This is a genomic window from Pseudoalteromonas neustonica, from assembly GCF_001653135.1.
In the GTDB taxonomy this organism is placed as follows: domain Bacteria; phylum Pseudomonadota; class Gammaproteobacteria; order Enterobacterales; family Alteromonadaceae; genus Pseudoalteromonas; species Pseudoalteromonas neustonica.
The window spans coordinates 1-18,913 of the sequence record NZ_BDDS01000029.1 but is presented as its reverse complement, the minus strand read 5'-3'; the positions used below and the strand labels follow the sequence as shown (position 1 = coordinate 18,913).

The 18,913-nt window shown below is 40.4% G+C and carries 17 protein-coding genes and 1 pseudogene; 12 read left to right on the top strand and 6 right to left on the bottom strand.

The genetic code is table 11. The features are described from left to right. Positions 1-205 precede the first annotated feature (205 nt). Positions 206-1,885 carry a type IV-A pilus assembly ATPase PilB gene (pilB, locus tag A7967_RS20880; RefSeq protein ID WP_054203079.1) on the top strand — a complete coding sequence of 560 codons (1,680 nt, stop codon included), beginning with the start codon at positions 206-208 and terminating at the stop codon, positions 1,883-1,885. Positions 1,886-1,938: 53 nt separating this feature from the next. Next, positions 1,939-2,169, top strand: coding sequence for a DNA gyrase inhibitor YacG (gene yacG, locus A7967_RS20875; RefSeq protein ID WP_054454591.1), 231 nt, complete (start codon positions 1,939-1,941; stop codon positions 2,167-2,169). 104 nt (positions 2,170-2,273) lie between these two features. On the opposite strand, the gene A7967_RS20870 is transcribed toward yacG, so the two are convergent. After that, positions 2,274-2,804 carry a Spy/CpxP family protein refolding chaperone gene (locus A7967_RS20870; RefSeq protein WP_054454593.1) on the bottom strand — a complete coding sequence of 177 codons (531 nt, stop codon included), beginning with the start codon at positions 2,802-2,804 and terminating at the stop codon, positions 2,274-2,276. A gap of 170 nt (positions 2,805-2,974) precedes the next feature. On the opposite strand from A7967_RS20870, the gene A7967_RS20865 reads away from it, so the two are divergent. The 3 genes from A7967_RS20865 to A7967_RS20855 are packed head-to-tail and all read left to right on the top strand — an operon-like array spanning position 2,975 to position 6,006. Next, positions 2,975-3,664 carry a response regulator transcription factor gene (locus A7967_RS20865; RefSeq protein WP_054203189.1) on the top strand — a complete coding sequence of 230 codons (690 nt, stop codon included), beginning with the start codon at positions 2,975-2,977 and terminating at the stop codon, positions 3,662-3,664. Next, entirely contained in the window at positions 3,642-5,054 is a 1,413-nt protein-coding gene (locus tag A7967_RS20860) for an ATP-binding protein (protein ID WP_054203076.1), read from the top strand. Before A7967_RS20865 ends, A7967_RS20860 begins: the two co-directional genes overlap by 23 nt. Positions 5,055-5,061: 7 nt before the next feature. Continuing rightward, positions 5,062-6,006, top strand: coding sequence for an alpha/beta fold hydrolase (locus tag A7967_RS20855; RefSeq protein ID WP_064436066.1), 945 nt, complete (start codon positions 5,062-5,064; stop codon positions 6,004-6,006). On the opposite strand, the gene A7967_RS20850 is transcribed toward A7967_RS20855, so the two are convergent. Continuing rightward, positions 5,982-6,893 (bottom strand): cation diffusion facilitator family transporter, encoded by a 912-nt coding sequence (locus A7967_RS20850; protein ID WP_082355676.1) that lies wholly within the window; start codon positions 6,891-6,893, stop codon positions 5,982-5,984. The genes A7967_RS20855 and A7967_RS20850 overlap by 25 nt on opposite strands. A 107-nt stretch (positions 6,894-7,000) precedes the next feature. Here A7967_RS20850 and trmL point away from each other — a divergent pair, with 107 nt between their 5' ends. Together trmL and A7967_RS20840 are read left to right on the top strand one after the other, a co-directional pair. Further along, entirely contained in the window at positions 7,001-7,465 is a 465-nt protein-coding gene (trmL, locus tag A7967_RS20845; protein ID WP_054203074.1) for a tRNA (uridine(34)/cytosine(34)/5-carboxymethylaminomethyluridine(34)-2'-O)-methyltransferase TrmL, read from the top strand. A 145-nt stretch (positions 7,466-7,610) separates the two neighbouring features. Next, a complete protein-coding gene (locus A7967_RS20840) occupies positions 7,611-11,471 on the top strand; it encodes a GGDEF domain-containing phosphodiesterase (RefSeq protein ID WP_064436065.1) in 3,861 nt (1,286 codons plus the stop codon). Positions 11,472-11,523: 52 nt separating this feature from the next. Here the strand turns inward: A7967_RS20840 and gpsA are convergent, their stop codons facing one another. From gpsA to A7967_RS20820, 4 genes are read right to left on the bottom strand one after another with little or no spacing between them, the layout of a single operon-like run. Then, complete coding sequence (gpsA, locus tag A7967_RS20835) at positions 11,524-12,531, bottom strand: NAD(P)H-dependent glycerol-3-phosphate dehydrogenase (protein WP_064436064.1); 1,008 nt, start codon at positions 12,529-12,531, stop codon at positions 11,524-11,526. 3 nt (positions 12,532-12,534) lie between these two features. Next, positions 12,535-13,023: a protein-export chaperone SecB gene (gene secB / locus A7967_RS20830; RefSeq protein ID WP_054203071.1), complete on the bottom strand. Its 489-nt coding sequence runs from the start codon at positions 13,021-13,023 to the stop codon at positions 12,535-12,537. Positions 13,024-13,061: 38 nt separating this feature from the next. Further along, the gene (gene grxC, locus A7967_RS20825; RefSeq protein ID WP_054203070.1) at positions 13,062-13,319 is read right to left on the bottom strand and encodes a glutaredoxin 3; all 258 of its coding nucleotides are present in this window, start codon (positions 13,317-13,319) and stop codon (positions 13,062-13,064) included. 31 nt (positions 13,320-13,350) lie between these two features. Beyond that, entirely contained in the window at positions 13,351-13,782 is a 432-nt protein-coding gene (locus tag A7967_RS20820; RefSeq protein WP_054203069.1) for a rhodanese-like domain-containing protein, read from the bottom strand. A gap of 200 nt (positions 13,783-13,982) precedes the next feature. On the opposite strand from A7967_RS20820, the gene gpmM reads away from it, so the two are divergent. The 5 genes and pseudogenes from gpmM to A7967_RS23675 all read left to right on the top strand — a co-directional run. Then, on the top strand, positions 13,983-15,527 hold the full coding sequence (gene gpmM / locus A7967_RS20815) for a 2,3-bisphosphoglycerate-independent phosphoglycerate mutase (RefSeq protein ID WP_054203068.1): 1,545 nt from the start codon (positions 13,983-13,985) through the stop codon (positions 15,525-15,527). A 3-nt stretch (positions 15,528-15,530) separates the two neighbouring features. Beyond that, positions 15,531-16,685 (top strand): murein hydrolase activator EnvC family protein, encoded by a 1,155-nt coding sequence (locus tag A7967_RS20810; RefSeq protein ID WP_064436063.1) that lies wholly within the window; start codon positions 15,531-15,533, stop codon positions 16,683-16,685. Positions 16,686-16,721: 36 nt separating this feature from the next. Continuing rightward, complete coding sequence (locus A7967_RS20805; protein ID WP_064436062.1) at positions 16,722-17,981, top strand: S41 family peptidase; 1,260 nt, start codon at positions 16,722-16,724, stop codon at positions 17,979-17,981. A gap of 40 nt (positions 17,982-18,021) precedes the next feature. Then, positions 18,022-18,786, top strand: a complete 765-nt coding sequence (locus tag A7967_RS20800; RefSeq protein WP_099459006.1) for a divergent polysaccharide deacetylase family protein — start codon at positions 18,022-18,024, stop codon at positions 18,784-18,786. Continuing rightward, positions 18,776-18,913: pseudogene (locus A7967_RS23675) on the top strand (hypothetical protein); the annotation flags it as partial. The gene A7967_RS20800 and the pseudogene A7967_RS23675, both read left to right, overlap by 11 nt.

The following is an 18,913-nucleotide window of genomic DNA, read 5'->3' as shown; positions in this document are numbered from 1 at the left end:
ATTAGTGATCTATTATTGCGACAAGAAAATGGCTCAATAACAAGGCAAAAATTATGATATATAGTTGTTCTATATAAGTAATTTTTAACGCAGTGAGTGAGTTATTTAATTCGCTAGAATGATCACGTTTTTAATAAAATTGGTATTATACCCTGCTCTTTTCTGATAAATTGCTGGCTATGAGAGGTGTTTACAAAGGTGCGCAATGAATATTAACTCACCATTACTTAGAAAGTTTATCACGCTTGGCCGAATTGACGCCGAAACTGTTAAGTTAAAACAGCGTGAATTTAGCTCAACTGCAGAACTAATAGCGAAATGCGGTGGCATTGACGGCCATGAACTTGCAGAACAATGCATTGATCTATTCCGCGTTCCTTATTTTGATATTAAAGACTTTAATGTAGAGCTAATACCTAAAGAGCTGGTTAAAGATAAACTCATTCGTGAGCATCATATTCTACCTCTAGTTAAAAAAGGCCGTAAACTTTATATTGCAGCCTCTGATCCTACTGATTATGGTGCCTTTGAAAACTTTGAGTTTAGTACGGGGTTATCTTGTGAAGTACTCGTTGTTGATTACCGCCAACTAGAAGCTAAAATAGAACAACTTCTTGATGCAGCAGGCAGTTTACACCTTAGCGATGAAGAATTTAAAGAGTTTAGTGACTTAGATACTGACTCACCAAAAGAGCCTCAAAATCAAGGTGATGATGAAAAAGACGACGCACCCATTATCGTCTATATCAATAAAATATTGATGGATGCCATTAAAAAAGGCGCCTCCGATTTACACTTTGAACCCTACGAACATAAGTACCGTGTGCGTTTTCGTATTGATGGTATTTTGCATGAAATGGCCAGTCCGCCGAATAGTCTAGCAACGCGTTTATCAGCACGTATAAAAGTAATGGCACGATTAGATATTGCCGAGAAACGTAAACCGCAAGATGGTCGTATTAAATTAAAAATCACTGAGCGTAAGAGTATCGATTTCCGGGTAAGTACCCTACCCACCCTTTGGGGTGAAAAAATCGTAATGCGTATCCTTGATTCGTCCAGCGCTATGCTTGGTATTGATGTACTCGGTTACGAAGTAGAGCAGAAAAAACTTTACATGGATGCACTGCAGCAACCTCAAGGTATGATTTTAGTTACAGGTCCTACGGGTTCTGGTAAAACGGTGTCTTTATATACGGGTTTGAATATTTTAAATCAACCTGAGCGTAATATCAGCACCGCCGAAGATCCTGTCGAAATCAACCTCGAAGGTATTAACCAAGTACAGATCAACCCGAGAGCTGATATGACCTTTGCCAATGCCCTTAAAGCATTCTTGCGTCAAGATCCTGATGTCGTCATGGTGGGTGAGATCCGTGACCTTGAAACCGCTGAAATATCAATAAAAGCGGCACAAACAGGTCACTTGGTAATGTCCACGTTGCATACTAACTCAGCGCCTGAAACACTAACTCGTTTGTTAAATATGGGCGTACCAGCGTATAACGTTGCAAGTTCAATTAGCTTGATCATTGCGCAGCGTTTAGCACGTCGCTTATGTCCAAAATGTAAAACACCTGAAACATTGCCAAGTGAAGAATTACAGCGCCAAGGTTTTAGCCCTGAACAAATAAGCGAGCTTACCCTATTTGCACCTAAAGGATGTGATAGCTGTACTGATGGCTATAAAGGCCGTGTCGGTATTTATGAGGTTATGCAAATTACCCCTGAGATCGCACAAATTATTATGCGCGGTGGTAACTCTTTAGAAATTGCTGAAGTATCATTACGATCAGGGTTTAATAACCTGCGTTTGTCGGGCCTAAGAAAAGCTGCAGCAGGCATGACATCATTAGCTGAAATAAACCGTGTAACGAGTTTTTAAAAGCCTAAAACCTAGGCTTTTAAAATCATAAACAATATGTATGAGAATATGCTATGCCAACCGTTGTAAACTGCCCAACTTGTAAAGCACAAGTTGAATGGTCAGATGAAAGCCCTTATCGCCCATTTTGTTCAAAGCGCTGTCAATTAATTGATTTAGGTGAGTGGTCGCTTGAAAACAATAAAATATCAGCCCCCATTACCAGCGCCAATGACCTTAGCCAAGATATGATTGAGGACATAGAGGAAATGCTAGCTAAAAATGATGACGATTTTTTTAAATAGCCGTTATTAATTACAGGGCTGTATATTAACGCGGGGTAAACCCGCTGCTACACAAAAAGCGTGGATTATTAAACCCACGCTTTTACTTTTAATACCGCTAATTATTAACCTTCTTTTTTCTCACCACGGTCGCCTTTTTTACCGCCTTTACCTTTTTTACCCATGCGTTTTTTCATTGCAGAGTACTTTTCACGTTGCTCGGCATTTAATACTTGCCATACTTGGTGCTGAGTTCTTAAGTTAATTAAAGCAAACTGTTCGCCCTTAGTTTGACGTTCAGTAAGTAATTCTTTGGCTGCTGCTTCATCAAACGTTGGCATTTCAAGTAATGTTTTCATTTTTTCTTTGTGAGCCATACGCGCTTTTTTCATCGCTTCTTTGTCATCACCGCGTAACACTTTAAACTGCGCTTTTTGCGCATCAAAAATAGTTTGTAGCTGAGTTTGCTGTGCTTGCGTTAAGCTAAGTTTATCAGCGCCACGTTCAGACAATAAAAAACGTGCTTGATGCTTTTGCTGCGAGTGACCTTGTTTATGGTGGCCACCCTCTTTAGCCATTACGGCTGTAGTGCCTAGAGAGGCGGTTGCCAAACCACAAATTAATACTAGTTTAGAAATTTTAGCTGACATAGTCATAATAATTACCTTTGGGTTGGTTGCGAACTTATTGTGTGTTTCGTTGATGGATTAACTATAACAACTGCAATGCAAAGCAACGCAAAGCAATGTAAAGGTTGTGTAAAGGTTCACTTTTAAGCACTTTAAAGCGTAAAATGAAGTTATTCCCGCACGGTAAAGGCAAGCAAATGAAACTGCTAATGATTGATGATGACACTGGCTTATGCGAACTACTTAGTGAATATTTAACAGCACAAGGCTATCAAGTCGAATGTGTTCACGATGGTGAGCAAGGTTTAAAACAAGCACTCAGCCAAGAATACGCTTTGATTTTGCTGGATGTAATGCTGCCTAAACTAGATGGCTTTGAAGTTTTAAAACAGTTACGCCAAACAAAATTAACGCCTGTTATTATGCTAACAGCCAAAGGCGAGGACTTTGATCGTATTTTTGGCCTTGAGCTTGGCGCAGACGACTACATTCCAAAACCATTTAATCATCGTGAGTTACTAGCTCGCGTAAAAGCAATAACACGCCGTATAGAACACATAACCAGCTTAGGTAACAGCACGGCAAACAAGTTATCAGTGAACAACATAGTTATTAATCTCGCTGCTCGTGAAGCTTATGTAGATGAGCACCCATTAAGCCTAACAGGCACTGAATATGAAGTACTTGCGTTATTAGTTAAAAGCGCAGGCGAAGTTGTTAGTAAAGAGCAAATAAGTGAACAAGTACTTGGCCGACGCCTCGCTTCATTTGACCGCTCTATTGATATGCATGTAAGCAATATCCGTAAAAAAATAGCTGAGTTCAATATTACTGAACGGATAAAAACGATGCGGGGAACGGGTTATGTCTTTATCCAAGGCGAGTAATAAAGCGAATTTAAAGTGGTTAATTCATCCTAAAAAGTTTTTATTTTTTAAAATTTTTGTGTGGTTTTGGTTAACTGTTATAGGCACAATTGCCTCTCTAGTGTTTTTAAGCAACATTGCAACCAATCAAGTTAGTAACGAAAAACTACGCGGGCCGATGCAAAAAAACCTTGAGTACACAGCTAAAAGCATTGAGCGCAGCGTCACTAGGCACAAAAAATCAGTTCGTGACATACTCTCTCACCCGCGTTTAGCTAAGCGTAAGTTATTATATTTAAACTCAGATCAACCTGAGCTATCGCTCAGTAGCCAAGTACCACCAAATGAAGTTGACTTAAGCCTTCTTAACTTTACCAAGAGCATGGAACCCCAAGTTATTTTCACTGAGCACTATCAAGCCTTTGGCCCTATTAAAGTCAATGTGCCTGAAGGGTTATTTTACTTATACGAAATTAATGTAAATCACCAAACTCCATTCTTTATACGCTTAAAGTTAATGCCAATTTGGTTAAAAATATTGATCGCACTCCTCGCTTCGCTTGCGCTTAGCTTTGTGTTCAGCCGTAGTTTAATTGCACCTATAAATAGCTTAAAACAAGCGGCTATCGCGCTTGCTAATGGTGACTTGTCTGCAAGAGCAAAAATCGATCCTCAAAGAGAAGATGAACTTGGCGTACTTGGCCGCGACTTTAATAGCATGGCAATTCAATTAGAGCGATTACTTTCAGCACAAAAACGTTTACTTGCTGATATATCCCATGAATTACGCTCACCACTAACTCGGCTAAAGATGGCAACTGGCCTTGCTCAAATGCAAACTCCAGAAGAAAACCAAACCTACTTACTACGTATAGAAAAAGAAGCTAATCAACTAGACAAAATGATTGCTGATGTATTACAAGTATCGCGCTTAGAGGCAAAAAGCCAAGCGCTATCACTGCATAAACAGTCCATCGAAGTCATTGTTGAACATGTACTCAATGACGCTCAATTTGAAGCAAACCAAAGCGCTAAACAGCTCATCGTAAATGGGCAACTAAACGCCGAACTTAACTGTGATGAAGCGCTTATAGCCAGTGCGCTAGAGAATGTACTGCGTAACGCAATTAAATATGCTGAGCATACTATTCACTTAACTCTACAGCAAAGCGATGCTATTTATATTGAAATCAGTGATGATGGCCCCGGCGTAGCACCTGAAAACTTAACAAAGCTATGCGAGCCATTTTTTCGCCAATCAGATGCACGTGATAGGACTTCCGGTGGGACGGGCTTAGGTTTAGCTATCGCAAAAAATGCAATCATCGCTCATAATGGCAGCTTAACATTACATAATCACCAGCAAGGCGGTTTATGCGTGCAAATTGTATTACCTTTGGATAAACATTAAGAGCCCTATGTTTTATAGCACAGAGTCAGAACTATTAGCACAACAGTGCACTATCAAACGCTTTTTTGCACAGCAGTTCACTACACAGTATTTAAGCACACCACATGGTAATTTATACTATGGTTTTGCCATACCCAAACACGCTAAAACAGCCATTGTTATTAGCACAGGAAGAATTGAAGGACTTGATAAATACCAAGAGTTAATATGGGAGCTTTATAATAATGGGTATGCCGTTTTTATTATTGATCATCAAGGCCAAGGGCGCTCATATCGCACATTAGCAAACCCACATAAAGGATACGTTAATAAATTTAATGACTATGCGGATGATTTAGCCTTATTTGATAAAACTGTCATCGCACAACATTGGCAAGGTAAAAAAATATTATTGGGTCACTCTATGGGTGGCGCAATAGCTTATAATTTTTTAGCTCGGCATAAACATAACTATCAAGGTGTATTTTTGTCGGCCCCAATGTTTGATATTTACACTAAAGGTACACCTAGACCAATTGCAAAATTAGCCGCATCTATTGCCTGCTTATTAGGGTGTCAACAATATTACGCACTTGGCCAAAAAGATTATCACCCTGATGAGTTTTCACTTAACACACTCACTAGCAGTCCATTACGTTATCAATTTTTTAGACAAACTTATGAAAGTGAAAAAAGCTTACAGCTTGGTGGCGTTACTTATGGGTGGCTCAATGCTGTTTTTAAATTTATTGACCAATTAACACAGCAAAATGTCACTATTCCACTGTTTGTTGCCAGTGCTCAGTGCGATGTTATCGTCGACAACCAAGCACAACAACAATTAGTAAAACGCCTACCAAACGCAAAAATACACACTTTTCCAAGCGCAAAACACGAATTACTATTTGAACAAGATCACATTCGCCAAGCCGTACTCACCCGCTTTTATCAATTTTGTAACTCATTAACTTGAGCTGCCTTATAGCACACAGAAATAGGGTCTTGGTGAATCAAAATATCCATTTCACAATTAAACTCTTGTTGAATCATCGCGACAACTTCATCTGCAACATGGTGCGCACGAATAAGCGGTAATGTATCTTCAAGCTCTAAATGCATTTGAATAAATTTAATTTTACCACCTTGGCGAGTGCGTACATCATGTACTCCAAAAACATCTTCGTGGCTATTTGCAATTAAAACGATCTCGGCTTTTTCTTCATCAGGAAGCTCTTTATCCATTAAATGATCGGCACTTTGCCTTGCAATATCCCAACTGTTATAAAGTAAGTAACCCGCAACCCCTATCGCAAAGATCGGATCAGCATATAGCATACCGTTTTGCGCAAGTAATATTGCCACCAGCACAGCAGCATTTAAAATCAAATCGCCTTTGTAATGAACTGAATCAGCTTTAATAGCAATAGACTCGGTATGCTTAATAACTTTAGTTTGCACATAAACCACGACCAAAGTGCATGCAATAGCGAATATGCTTACCCAAACACCCAGCATAGAGTGGTTGAGCTCCACAGGGTTAAACAGTCTTTCAATGCCATGAAATGCCAGCAAACACCCTGAGCCCGCAATAAATGCAGCTTGCCCTAGTCCCGCCAACGCTTCAGCCTTACCATGACCAAAACGATGGTCATCGTCAGCGGGGCGTAGCGCATAACCAAGCACTAAAAAGCTCATAGCAGAGGCAGTTATATCCATTAATGAATCAGTTAATGATCCAAGCATTGAAGCAGAGCCAGATGCCAACCAGGCCCAGCATTTAGCTGCAATCATTAAGCTCACCATTACCATGGTTACTATACTTGCGGTTTTAACCCAAAACTCATAACTACGCTGATGCACGTCTTACCTTCGTATTAAACGACTTAGTTATAATCAGTATATCATTTTTTTTATTTAGTTCGTGTATACTCAGCGCCGATCAATACTGTTTTTAATAAGGCACACACATGCTCGATATCGTTTTATACCAACCAGAAATCCCACCTAACACAGGAAATATTATTCGCCTTTGTGCAAACACTGGCTTTGCACTGCATTTAATTGAACCACTTGGATTTGAATGGGATGATAAACGCGTAAAACGAGCGGGCCTTGATTATCATGAATTTAGCCACGTACAACGCCACGCATCATTTGAAGCATACTTAGAAAAGTGTAAACCTAAAAAAGTATATGCGTGTACAACCAAAGGCAGTCAATTTCACCACCAAGCTAGTTACGAAGCAGGTGATTGTTTAGTGTTTGGCCCTGAAACACGCGGCCTACCAGACGAACTAATTCAATCATTACCAAATGAACAACGTGTACGCATTCCAATGCAAGCGAACAGTCGCAGCATGAACTTATCTAATGCCGTAGCTGTTTTCGTATATGAATCATGGCGTCAATTAGGATTTCCTAACGCGCAATAAATTTATATTTAGCGCCATAAATTACTGGCGCGCTCCCTCCGCCACAATTTAAGCTACCCATCAAAAATATTTCACGCCCACAAACTCGCAATAAAACTTTTCCTAAACTAATATTTATTAGTTATTCAAATTAAGAGTTGGTGGGATGCAATTGCACTATTTATTAAAGGTATGCTGCTTTATAAGCTTATTTATTTCCCCGCCTGCTATTTCTTATGTTACCGATTTGGATTCTAATCAACTTGCCATACCAACTATTAATGATTTTACTCATGACATAAACAATACAATGTGGCTTGCCACAGAAAATGGTGTATTCAATTATGACGGTCATTCACTTTTCAGTAATCAAACAGCGCCTTTTTCTAACCTGCCATCGCAGTCTATTTTGCAAATATCGGCTTATAAATCGTGGTTATTAATTAATACCACACAGGGCTTAAGTTTAATCAACTTGATAAACAATCAATTGGATCAACTCACTAATACGCCTATTACACATCCAATATTAAATTCAGAACAGGGTTTTTTATTCCTGTTAAAAGGCCAGCTTTACACAATCAAAGAAGAAAAATTACATCAATTACTCTCACTACAAAACCCTATTTCGAACATTGCGTTAGGGTATAAAAATCACATATGGATCCACAGTCAAAATAACCGTATTAGTCACTTTGATTTAGCAACAAATCGAACCACTACTGAATTCACTGCACCACAGAAAATAAACCAGCTAGCACCGAGTACAGCGTCACCAAAACTAATTTATAAAACAGAGCAAGGAAATCTATATTTAATCGATAACAACGGCTCCACACAAAAACTGCCAAATGCTCACAAAAACCCTCAGCAACTGCAATTATTAAATGGGCAACTTTATTACCTGCACAAGCAGCAAGCTTTTGTCTTTAACTTAAAAACAAACAAAGCTAAACCTCTGTTTTACAATTCATCCAATCGATTCATAGCAACAAAACAAAGCAATGATCAGTTATGGTTGCAATTACTTAATAAAAATTGGCTAACCCCACCTCAGTTACGCCTAGTTAGTACACCTATAACCAATAGCCCAGTCCCACGTATTCAGCAATACTATAAAACATTTACACAAATACACTCTTTTTCACTCAATAAAACAATAACTAAAATACATTATTTACGTGACGAAAAGTGGGCAATAGCAACAAACCAAGAGCTCTATCTATACGATGCTTCATTACAGACATTTGATTTAATTTTAAATAATGAAGTGTCAGCCTTAAACTTTACCTTACCAGCGAGTTTACTGGTGGCAACAAAAGGCCAACTACTTGAGTATAACCTTGCACAAAAGCGTACCATTGAACGCTACCCAGTTAACGAAATCATTGCCTTAACTTCACTTTCGAAAACTCATCACATAGCAGCCACTAATCAACACTTATTTTATGTAGCAAATGGGCAAATAACCCCATTAACCTTATTAACTAAGCCAGAAGGTCAAATTAATAACCTGCACTACCAAGCAAGTTCTTCAACATTTTTACTGGCTACAACACACGGTTTATGGAAAGGAGAATTACAGCTACAAAATGAAAACATACTTAAAGATATTACTCTTAACTTAAATAAGATAAGCGCAATTCCAACATTCGCAACTTATGAAGCCCCTAAAAATGCTTTATGGATAAGCGACACTCAAGGCATAAAGCTCTATCACCCTGTAGATAACCAAGAGAATGAAATTGCTAATAACAACATCAGCGCCAACATAGTTGGCATTGCGAGTAATGATCACATTGCCAACTCCTCCTTAACTATCAGTTACCGAGACAAAATAATTTTATACAGCAACACAAACAGTGTTTTACTTGAAGCGCAATCAAATAAAACGCCGCCACTGACTGATTCATTATCTATCAGTAAACTTACATTGCACTACCAACACACAAACCAAAGCTTTTATCATTTAGCGACAAATGCTGTACAGGCGGATCAACCACTCAAAGGGACTACAATTTGGTTTGGTAACTTAAACAATATGCCCGCAAAGCTCAGTTATAGATTAACCTCTGATGGTGAATGGCAAACGCTGCCTATTTCACAAAATATGCTGAGCCTATCCAACCTATTACACGATACCTATTTAGAAGTAAAAAACCTCAATCAAGAAAATAGTCCCCCGCTCGTTTTACACATTAAGCAAACAGCCTTTTTAATACCTAACTGGTTCACTTATGCAGCTATTATATTTGGTATCAGCTTAATCTTAATATTGTTTTTTATTATTCTTAAGCTAAAAAATAGCGCTAAGCATAACCTTTCAAATGCGCTGATGGCACAATCAAAAGATGCTATTTGGATTGCCGATGAACATTTGCAAATCACTCAAATTAATCCAGCGTTTACTCATATTTGTGGCTATAAATCTGAAGATGTAATAGGCAAAAAACCTAAATTACTCACCATAAATGGCCGCGATCATAAGTTAGAAAACCTTATTAATAATGAGCTAGAAGCTGATGGCTATTGGTCTGGTGAAATTTGGAATTTACGAAAAGATGGTCAACCGTATGCGCTCGATCTCTCTATTACCAAAGTGCAAACCCCAAACTTGCGAACTAGCCATGCACATTACATTGGTCTATTTTCCGATGTTACGGCGCGTAAGAACAATGAACGAGCAATGTTACGCTTAACCATTAGAGACACTGTAACAGGCCTTTCAAATAGAGTTATTTTTATTGAATCCGTTAACAAAGCAATCGCCAGTTGCAATAATAATTTTCCAAATTTATTGATCATCTTTATCGATTTAGACAATTTTAAAAAAATTAACGACTCATTAGGTCACTCTCTTGGCGATGAGTTATTAAAAGAAGTCGCAGGTCGATTAACCCAAATGCTTGATTCCGGCTTTACATTAGCGCGATTAGGTGGTGATGAATTTGCCGTACTGGTACCCCCTTACTTATATTCAGGCATGACCATTTTCTTTGCAAAAAAATTGGCCGACAATATCCTCAAACAATTTCAAACACCTTTTTTACTCAATGGTATAGAAAGCTCAATATCAGCCTGCTGCGGCATTGCCACTTACCCTGACAATGGCTACACCAGTGACGCATTAATGCGCAGTGCCAATAGCGCGCTTAACCACGCAAAAAAAATGGGACACAATAATTACCAATTTTTTGATAAATCAAAACACACCATCGACCCAAATACACTCAGTAAAGAAAGTGCGCTATTTAGAGCAATTGAAAATGATGATTTTCAATTATTTTACCAACCTAAATATGATGTAAATAAAGATCAAATTCACGGTTTTGAAGCGCTTGTTCGCTGGCCCCAAGAAGGGAGTAATATTATTAGTCCTGCAGAGTTTATTCCTATTGCAGAACAAAATGGTGCCATCATTCCACTTACTTTATTACTAATGAAACAGTTGTTTAAACAACTCGAGATTTGGCGTAGTCAAGACGTTAACTTTGGAAAGGTTGCCATTAATATTTCAGCCCTGCATTTTCAACAATCCAGCTTAGTTGAAACCCTCACCGAATGCCTAACCAATTATGATGTACCGGCACGATGTGTAGAGCTTGAAATAACCGAAAGTGCGATGATGGATAATCCTGAATTCGCACAACAACAAATGAACCGCTTGAAAGCACTGGGCTTTACAATTGCATTAGACGACTTTGGTACAGGGCACTCATCCCTTGGGTACTTAAAACGCTTTCCGATTGATACACTAAAAATAGATCGCTCATTTATTAAAGACATCGTCGACAATGAACAAGATCGTAATATCACGGCCACAATTATTCGTCTGGCTAAATACTTAAATATTGATGTTATCGCTGAGGGCGTTGAAACAAAAGCACAAGCCTATATGCTGCATGTAATGGGATGTAGTTATATGCAAGGCTACTATTACAGTCGGCCATTACATGTAGATAAGGTAGCGGAGTTCGTAAACAAAAGTAACGCCCCAAAAGACACAGACTTTACTGATGAGTTATAAACGAAGATAAAAAACGCGATAATATCGCGCTTTTTATCTTATTTATCAGTCATTACTCAGATTTTTGCTCTCGACCCAATAAGGCCATTGCAGCTTCTTTCACGTCTTTATTTTGATAAAGAACCTGATAAATTTGCTCAGTGATAGGCATTTCAATACCTGTTCGCTGGGCGAGTAAATAAACCTCTTTGGTGTTGCGATAGCCTTCGACAACTTGGCCAATTGATTCCATGGCCGAATCGACCGTTTCACCTTTTCCAAGCGCAATACCAAATCGACGATTACGAGACTGGTTATCTGTACAAGTTAGTATAAGGTCACCAAGACCAGCCATTCCCATAAAGGTCTCAGGCTTTGCACCCAGCGCGCAACCTAAGCGACATAGCTCGGCTAAACCGCGAGTGATCAAAGCAGTACGTGCATTTGCACCAAAGCCAAAACCATCCGACATACCCGCACCAATTGCAATCACGTTTTTAACCGCGCCACCGAGCTGAATTCCAATAAAGTCATCATTGTTATACACCCTAAACGAGCGGCCACAATGCAATAAATCAGCGAGTTGTTTAGCAAAGCTTGGAGACGTTGATGAAACAGATACAGCAGTAACCAAACCCATTGCCATTTCTTTTGCAAAGGTAGGACCCGATATAACCGCTAACGGTATTTCATCACCTAACTCTTGCTGAGCAACTTCTTGTAATAATCGCCCAGTATCAGGCTCAAGCCCTTTGGTCGCCCACGCAACTTCAGCACCATCAAGCAACGAAGGTTTTATTTGCTGCAGCGTATCGCCAAATGCATGGCTCGGCACAACAACTAGTACAATTTTGCTAGCTGTAACGGCTGTGTGTAAATCGGCTTCGAGTAATAGGGTGTCCGGAAATGCGACATCAGGAAGGTAACGTTGATTTTTCCGCTCAGCTGCAAGCGTGGCAACGTCGTCGCTATTGCGTCCCCAAAGAGTCACTTGGTGACCATTTCGGGCTAAGCAAATAGCAAGGGCGGTGCCATAAGACCCCGCCCCTAATACAGTAACAGCTGAATTGGCTGTACTCATAAATTATGCGTCTGCAGTTGCCTGATCAGCTTGTGCTGCACGTTGCTGCATGTATTGCGCGAACAACGCGTCAAAGTTTACAGGTGCAAGATTAAGCTGTGGGAACGTACCACGGTTTACTAGGTTAGATACCGCTTCACGTGCATATGGGAACAACACGTTAGGGCAGAATGCACCAAGCATGTGCGCAAGTTGCACTTCTTCAACTTCAGCAATGGTAAAAATACCCGCTTGTTGAATTTCACATAAAAACGCAGTTTCTTCACCGATAGAAGCCGTTACAGTTAGCGCTAATACAACTTCAAAAACACCTTCGTCTAATTTGTTTGAACGTGTATCAAGATCAAGTTTAACTTCCGGTGTCCACTCTTTTTGAAAGATAGCAGGCGAATTTGGCGTTTCAAAAGACACATCTTTTGTGTAAATACGTTGAATAGTAAATTGTGCGCCAGTTTCTTCTTGTGCTGCTACGTTTTGGTTTTCTTCGTTCATGATAAATCCTAACTTTTAATCGTTTTTATAATAAGTGCTTAAGCGTTTAACTTAGCGTCAAGTTTGCCTTGGGCTTCTATAGCCATCATGTCGTCACAACCGCCGATATGCTCATCATTAATAAAAATTTGCGGTACTGTGCTTGCGCCACCAGCTTTGGCAATCATTTCATCGCGTAATTGCGGTTGTACACCAATATCTATATTTGTAAATTGCACACCTTTGCTTGTTAGCAATGCCAATGCACGCTGGCAAAAAGGACAATACGCTTTGGTGTAAAGAACAACATTACTCATAACAATTCCTCTATCGGCCTAACTAAATAAATTAGCGACCCGTTGTCGTTGGAAGGCCCGCATTTTGCCACGCACCCATACCACCAGATAATACATAAACCGATTCAAAACCCGCTTTATGCATAGCGGTTGCGATACCTGAGGCTGTCATGCCTGTGGTACATACCAATATAATGGGTTTACTCTTAGACTTTTCAAGGCTTGAGAAGTCAGATTGTTTCGCTTTTTCAGGGCTTAAGTGTTCAGCACCTGCAATCCGGCCATTATTAAATTCTTTTTGAGCGCGAATATCGACAACAAGACCGTCTTCACGGTTAATTAATAACGTTAATTGCTGTGGATTTATTTGGCGAATTGCTGAAAATTTACTTTTAAACCAGCCGCCCACAATCAGCGCAACCAAACCTACCCAAGCAGCACTTAATATTGGGTGATTACTAACAAACTCTATATATTGATCCATGCGTCTTCCACTATGAAAATTGTCCCGCGCCTTTAGCGCTGGGGTTAAACGTAAGGGCACTGCCCTAGCCACGCAAGTATACGTGCTTGATTAAAAATTACCAGAGAGTGAAATATTTTAATATCACCCATTGATTGCTGATCATAAATACAAAACACGGTATGCTAAGGCTAGGCAGGAGCTAATTTTCAGGAGCAAAAATGACACAACATAAAAAACCTTTGGTATTAATGATTTTAGATGGTTGGGGATACCGTGAAGATGAACAAAGTAATGCAATCTTAGCGGCAAATACGCCCGTTTTAGACGAACTTTGGGCAACTCGCCCGCACACTCTAATTTCAGGTTCTGGTTTAGATGTTGGTCTTCCTGATGGTCAAATGGGCAACTCAGAAGTTGGCCATGTAAACCTTGGCGCAGGGCGCGTGGTTTATCAAGACTTCACCCGTATTACTAAATCGATAGATGATGGTGAATTTGAACACAACCCAACGCTAGTTGAGAATATCGACAAAGCGGTAAATGCAGGTAAAGCAGTGCACTTAATGGGTTTATTAAGCCCAGGTGGTGTTCATAGTCATGAAGACCACATTGTTGCCGCAATCAAGATGGCCGCTGCACGTGGTGCTAAAGAAGTATACTTTCATGCGTTTTTAGATGGCCGAGACACCCCGCCGCGCAGCGCAAAAACATCGATTGAGCGTATAGAGGCTCTATTCAGTGAATTAAACTGTGGGCGCTTAGCATCAGTTATCGGTCGTTATTACGCGATGGACCGCGATAATCGCTGGAACCGCGTAGAGCAAGCCTACGACCTAATGGTAAGTGGTATTGCACAATACAGCTACGAAAACGCTGTTGATGCATTAGCCGCAGCTTACGAACGTGATGAAAACGATGAGTTTGTTGCTGCAACAACCATTGCACCACAAAACCAAGACGCCGTACAAATTAATGATGGCGACACCGTTATATTCTTAAACTTTAGAGCCGATCGCGCCCGTGAAATGACCCGCGCATTTGTCGATAAAGATTTTGCCGGTTTTACCAAGAAAAAAGCACCACAGTTAAGTGCCTTTGTGATGTTAACCGAATACGCAGCTGACATCGACGCACCAGCAGCATTCGCGCCCGTGCCTTTAACAAATGTACTGGGTGAATGGTTTGAAAAACACGGTAAAACCCAACTGCGTATCTCTGAAACAGAAAAATACGCACACGTTACGTTTTTCTTTAGTGGCGGACGTGAAAATGAATTTGAAGGCGAAACACGCGAGCTGATCCCGTCACCGCAAGTTGCAACTTACGACCTACAACCAGAAATGAACTCAGAAATGCTCACCGATAAGCTAGTAGACGCAATTAAAAGCGGCAAATACGACGCAATTATTTGTAACTATCCAAACGGTGATATGGTCGGTCATTCAGGTGTATTTGAAGCTGCTGTTAAAGCCTGTGAAGCGGTTGATCACTGTATTGGCCGTGTTGTTGCAGCGCTCAACGAGTTTGGCGGAGAAGCACTTATTACAGCCGATCATGGTAATGCAGAGCAAATGGCTAACCTTGAAACTGGCCAAGCTCATACCGCACACACCAGCGAACCGGTGCCGTTTATTTATGTAGGTCGCGATGCCACGCCAAGTGAAGGTAAAGCATTAAGTGATGTAGCACCAACCATGTTGCACTTAATGGGCATGGAACAGCCAGTTGAAATGACTGGCACACCAATCATGACACTGAAATAAACCATGATAAAAAGTATTAGCCCGTTAACTTTTAGTGCACTCGCTTTTACTGCGTTAATATTCACTTCATTAGTGGTGGCTCCTGCCACTGCTAATGAAGATCGTACTAAAAAAGATTTATCTGAAATTCAAACGGCAATCAAACAAACCGAAGCGCAACTACAAGCGCAGCGCAGCGACATTGCAAAACTACAAAAAAACCTACAACAGCACGAACTCGATATAGCTAAAAGTGCCAAAGCACTCAACATTGCCGAACAATCCATTAGTGAAACCAAAAAACAACAAAAACAGCAACAGCAGCAAGCTAATACCTTAGAAAAAAAGCGTAAATTACAGCAACAAGCTCTCGCCGCACAAATTAAAAGCGCCTATATGTCTGGCGGTCATGACTATTCTAAAATGCTTTTAAATCAAGAAAACACCGCACAAATGGAGCGAACATTAAGTTATTACAATTACTTAAATAAAGCCCGCATTAAACAAATCGATGAGTTAAAAGAACTCCTCATTGAAATTGAAAAAGTACAAACTGAGCTTGAAAAAACCACCCAGCACTTAGTTACCTTACACAAAGAGCAAGCAAGCCGACAACAAGCGCTTATTACCGCGCAACAACAACGTAAAAAAAATATTCGTGATTTAAAAAATAAACTTAGCTCCACTAAAAGTTCGATCAATTATTTAAAAGAAAACGAAAAAACGCTACTCAGTACCCTACAAACACTCGAACAAGAAAAAACTCAAAAAGTAGAGCTGCTTGGCTTAAGCACTAGCAAAGGTAAATTAAATTGGCCAACAAAGGGCAAGCTTAAGCATAGTTTTGGGCAAAAGAAACATGGCGGTATTGACTGGAAAGGCGTACTTATTGGCGCTAACGAAGGCAACAATGTACACAGTGTACATAACGGCCAAGTAGTATTTGCTGATTGGTTGAAAGGTTATGGCTGGGTTATTGTAATCGACCACGGCGAAGGCTTTATGAGTTTATATGGCCATACCCAAACCTTATTAAAAGACGTAGGCGATATGGTTCGCCAAGGCGATACCATTGCATTAGTAGGACAAAGCGGCGGACAAGCCAGTTCTGGTCTATACTTTGAAATACGCCACAAAGGACGCGCAGTAAATCCTGTAAAATGGTGCAGACGCATTTAATTGATTAAACAGCTGCACCCTCTCTGGAGGCAGCTGATGCTTAATACAAAAATACACTCTATCTCACAACAGTTACAACATTATGCTATTAACTGTTCAATAAGTTACTTTTTACTTATCTGTATACTGTGCATCAGCTTTAGTAGTGCTGCCGTCACCTCTGTTAATGATTTAAAAAGCCAGCAAAAAAACGAAATCCTTTTTAATATTCACGCATACTACGTTGAAGATCTCGCTTTGCAGCAAAGCTTTGAAACAACGCAACCGTTTGAAGCCCTGTTAGCCAAATTAGATCCTTACTCAAAGTACCTTGACGAAAAAGAACTCGAAGCCCTTTTTAGCAGTACCAATGGTCGTTACACAGGGCTCGGTATTGAAGTAAAAGAGCAAGAAAAGCAAATAATCATTTTAAATGCCATAAAAAACTCCCCTGCAGCCATTGCTGGCGTTCAAAAAAACGATATTGTTCTGGCTGTTAATCAGCAGTCAGTCGTGAATAAAGATATTAATCAAGTCACTAGCATGATTAGAAATAGCGACACAGCCACAGTAACATTAACCATTAAACGCAACGATGCTATACAACCCATTGACTTTGCACTCACTCGTACAGAGATCAGTTTAGAGAGCGTCACCAGCTCACTGTCTGAATTTGGCATCGGTTACTTAGCAATTAATAACTTTAGCAACAACACTTTACATGAGGTAGCACGTCAAATTACCAAACTACAAAGTAATTACGGCAACTCACTTACAGGCTTAGTACTTGATTTACGCGATAACCCAGGCGGGACATTACAAAGTGCAGTAGCCGTTTCAGATCTATTTTTGCAAAGTGGCACAATAGTCACTACGCGTGGTCGATTTTACGATGCTAACCAAAGCTTTAGCGCAAAAAAAGGTGATATCTTAAATGGCGCACCAATCGTTGTGCTGATTAATGAAAACTCCGCGTCAGCGGCAGAGATTTTGGCCGCCGCATTAAAAGATAATCATAGAGCGACCCTGATCGGGAGCCAATCATTCGGCAAAGGCTCAGTGCAGTCATTAATCCCGCTGGGTAACGGCAATACCGCCCTCAAATTAACAACGGCAAAGTACTTCACCCCTTCAGGACAATCTATTGACGGGATAGGTATCACTCCCGATTGGGCGATAAATCAAACAGCACTTTCACAAATAGATAAAGTCGTTATAATAAAAAACGAACAAGGAAACGGCAATCGCATGTGGCCTGATCTCAGCCCAGGCGATCCTTTACTATTAAAAGCGCAGCAGCTACTCACGATGAAATAAGTGTTTTAGCTCACATAAAAAGATAATAAAAATTATAAACGTGAAAAAACTGACTTGGTTATTACTGGTTATTTGTACCTTACCCTCGCTTGCCTTAGGTAAGCAAATAGCCATAGTGATTGATGATATTGGTAATCATCAGCGCGACTTAAATACCCTAAATTTACCCGGTAAAATATCGTACTCGATTTTGCCTCATACCCCTTATTCACAAATTTTTGCTCGCCTAGCAAGCAAAGCAAATAAAGAATTATTACTGCACATTCCAATGCAAGCGCTCGATACTAGTAAAGCTCTCGGCCCAGGTGCACTCACCAGCGATATGAGCAAAGAACAACTGCAATATACTTTAGGGAATGCACTTGCCAGCTTACCGCAAGTGAAAGGGGTTAATAACCATATGGGCTCCGCACTTACGCAAGAGAGCTTACCCATGAAGTGGACCATGGAAGTGCTTAAAAAACGTAACCTCTATTTTTTAGACAGCCGCACCACCGGCTTAAGCCAAGCGCAAAACGTGGCTAATTTATATGGCGTAGAAAATGTTGGCCGCCATGTATTTTTAGACAACATCCTCAACGAACAGCAATTACAATTTCGCTTTAACGAACTTAAGTATAAGGCAGATCGTTATAACTTCGCCATTGCCATCGCCCACCCTCACCCTGAAACCATAGAATTTTTACAGCGCATGCTACCCGAGCTTGAACAACAAGGCTTTGAGCTTGTACCGCTATCACAACTAGTAGAGCGTAAGTATATACAGCTCGCACAGGCGGAGCATAAAGAGGTTAGTGCAAGATAAAGCGGTCAGCGGTCAGCGGTCAGCGGTCAGCGGTCAGCGGTCAGCGGTCAGCGGTCAGCGGTCAGCGGTCAGCGGTCAGCGGTCAGCGGTCAGCGGTCAGCGGTCAGCGGTCAGCGGTCAGCGGTCA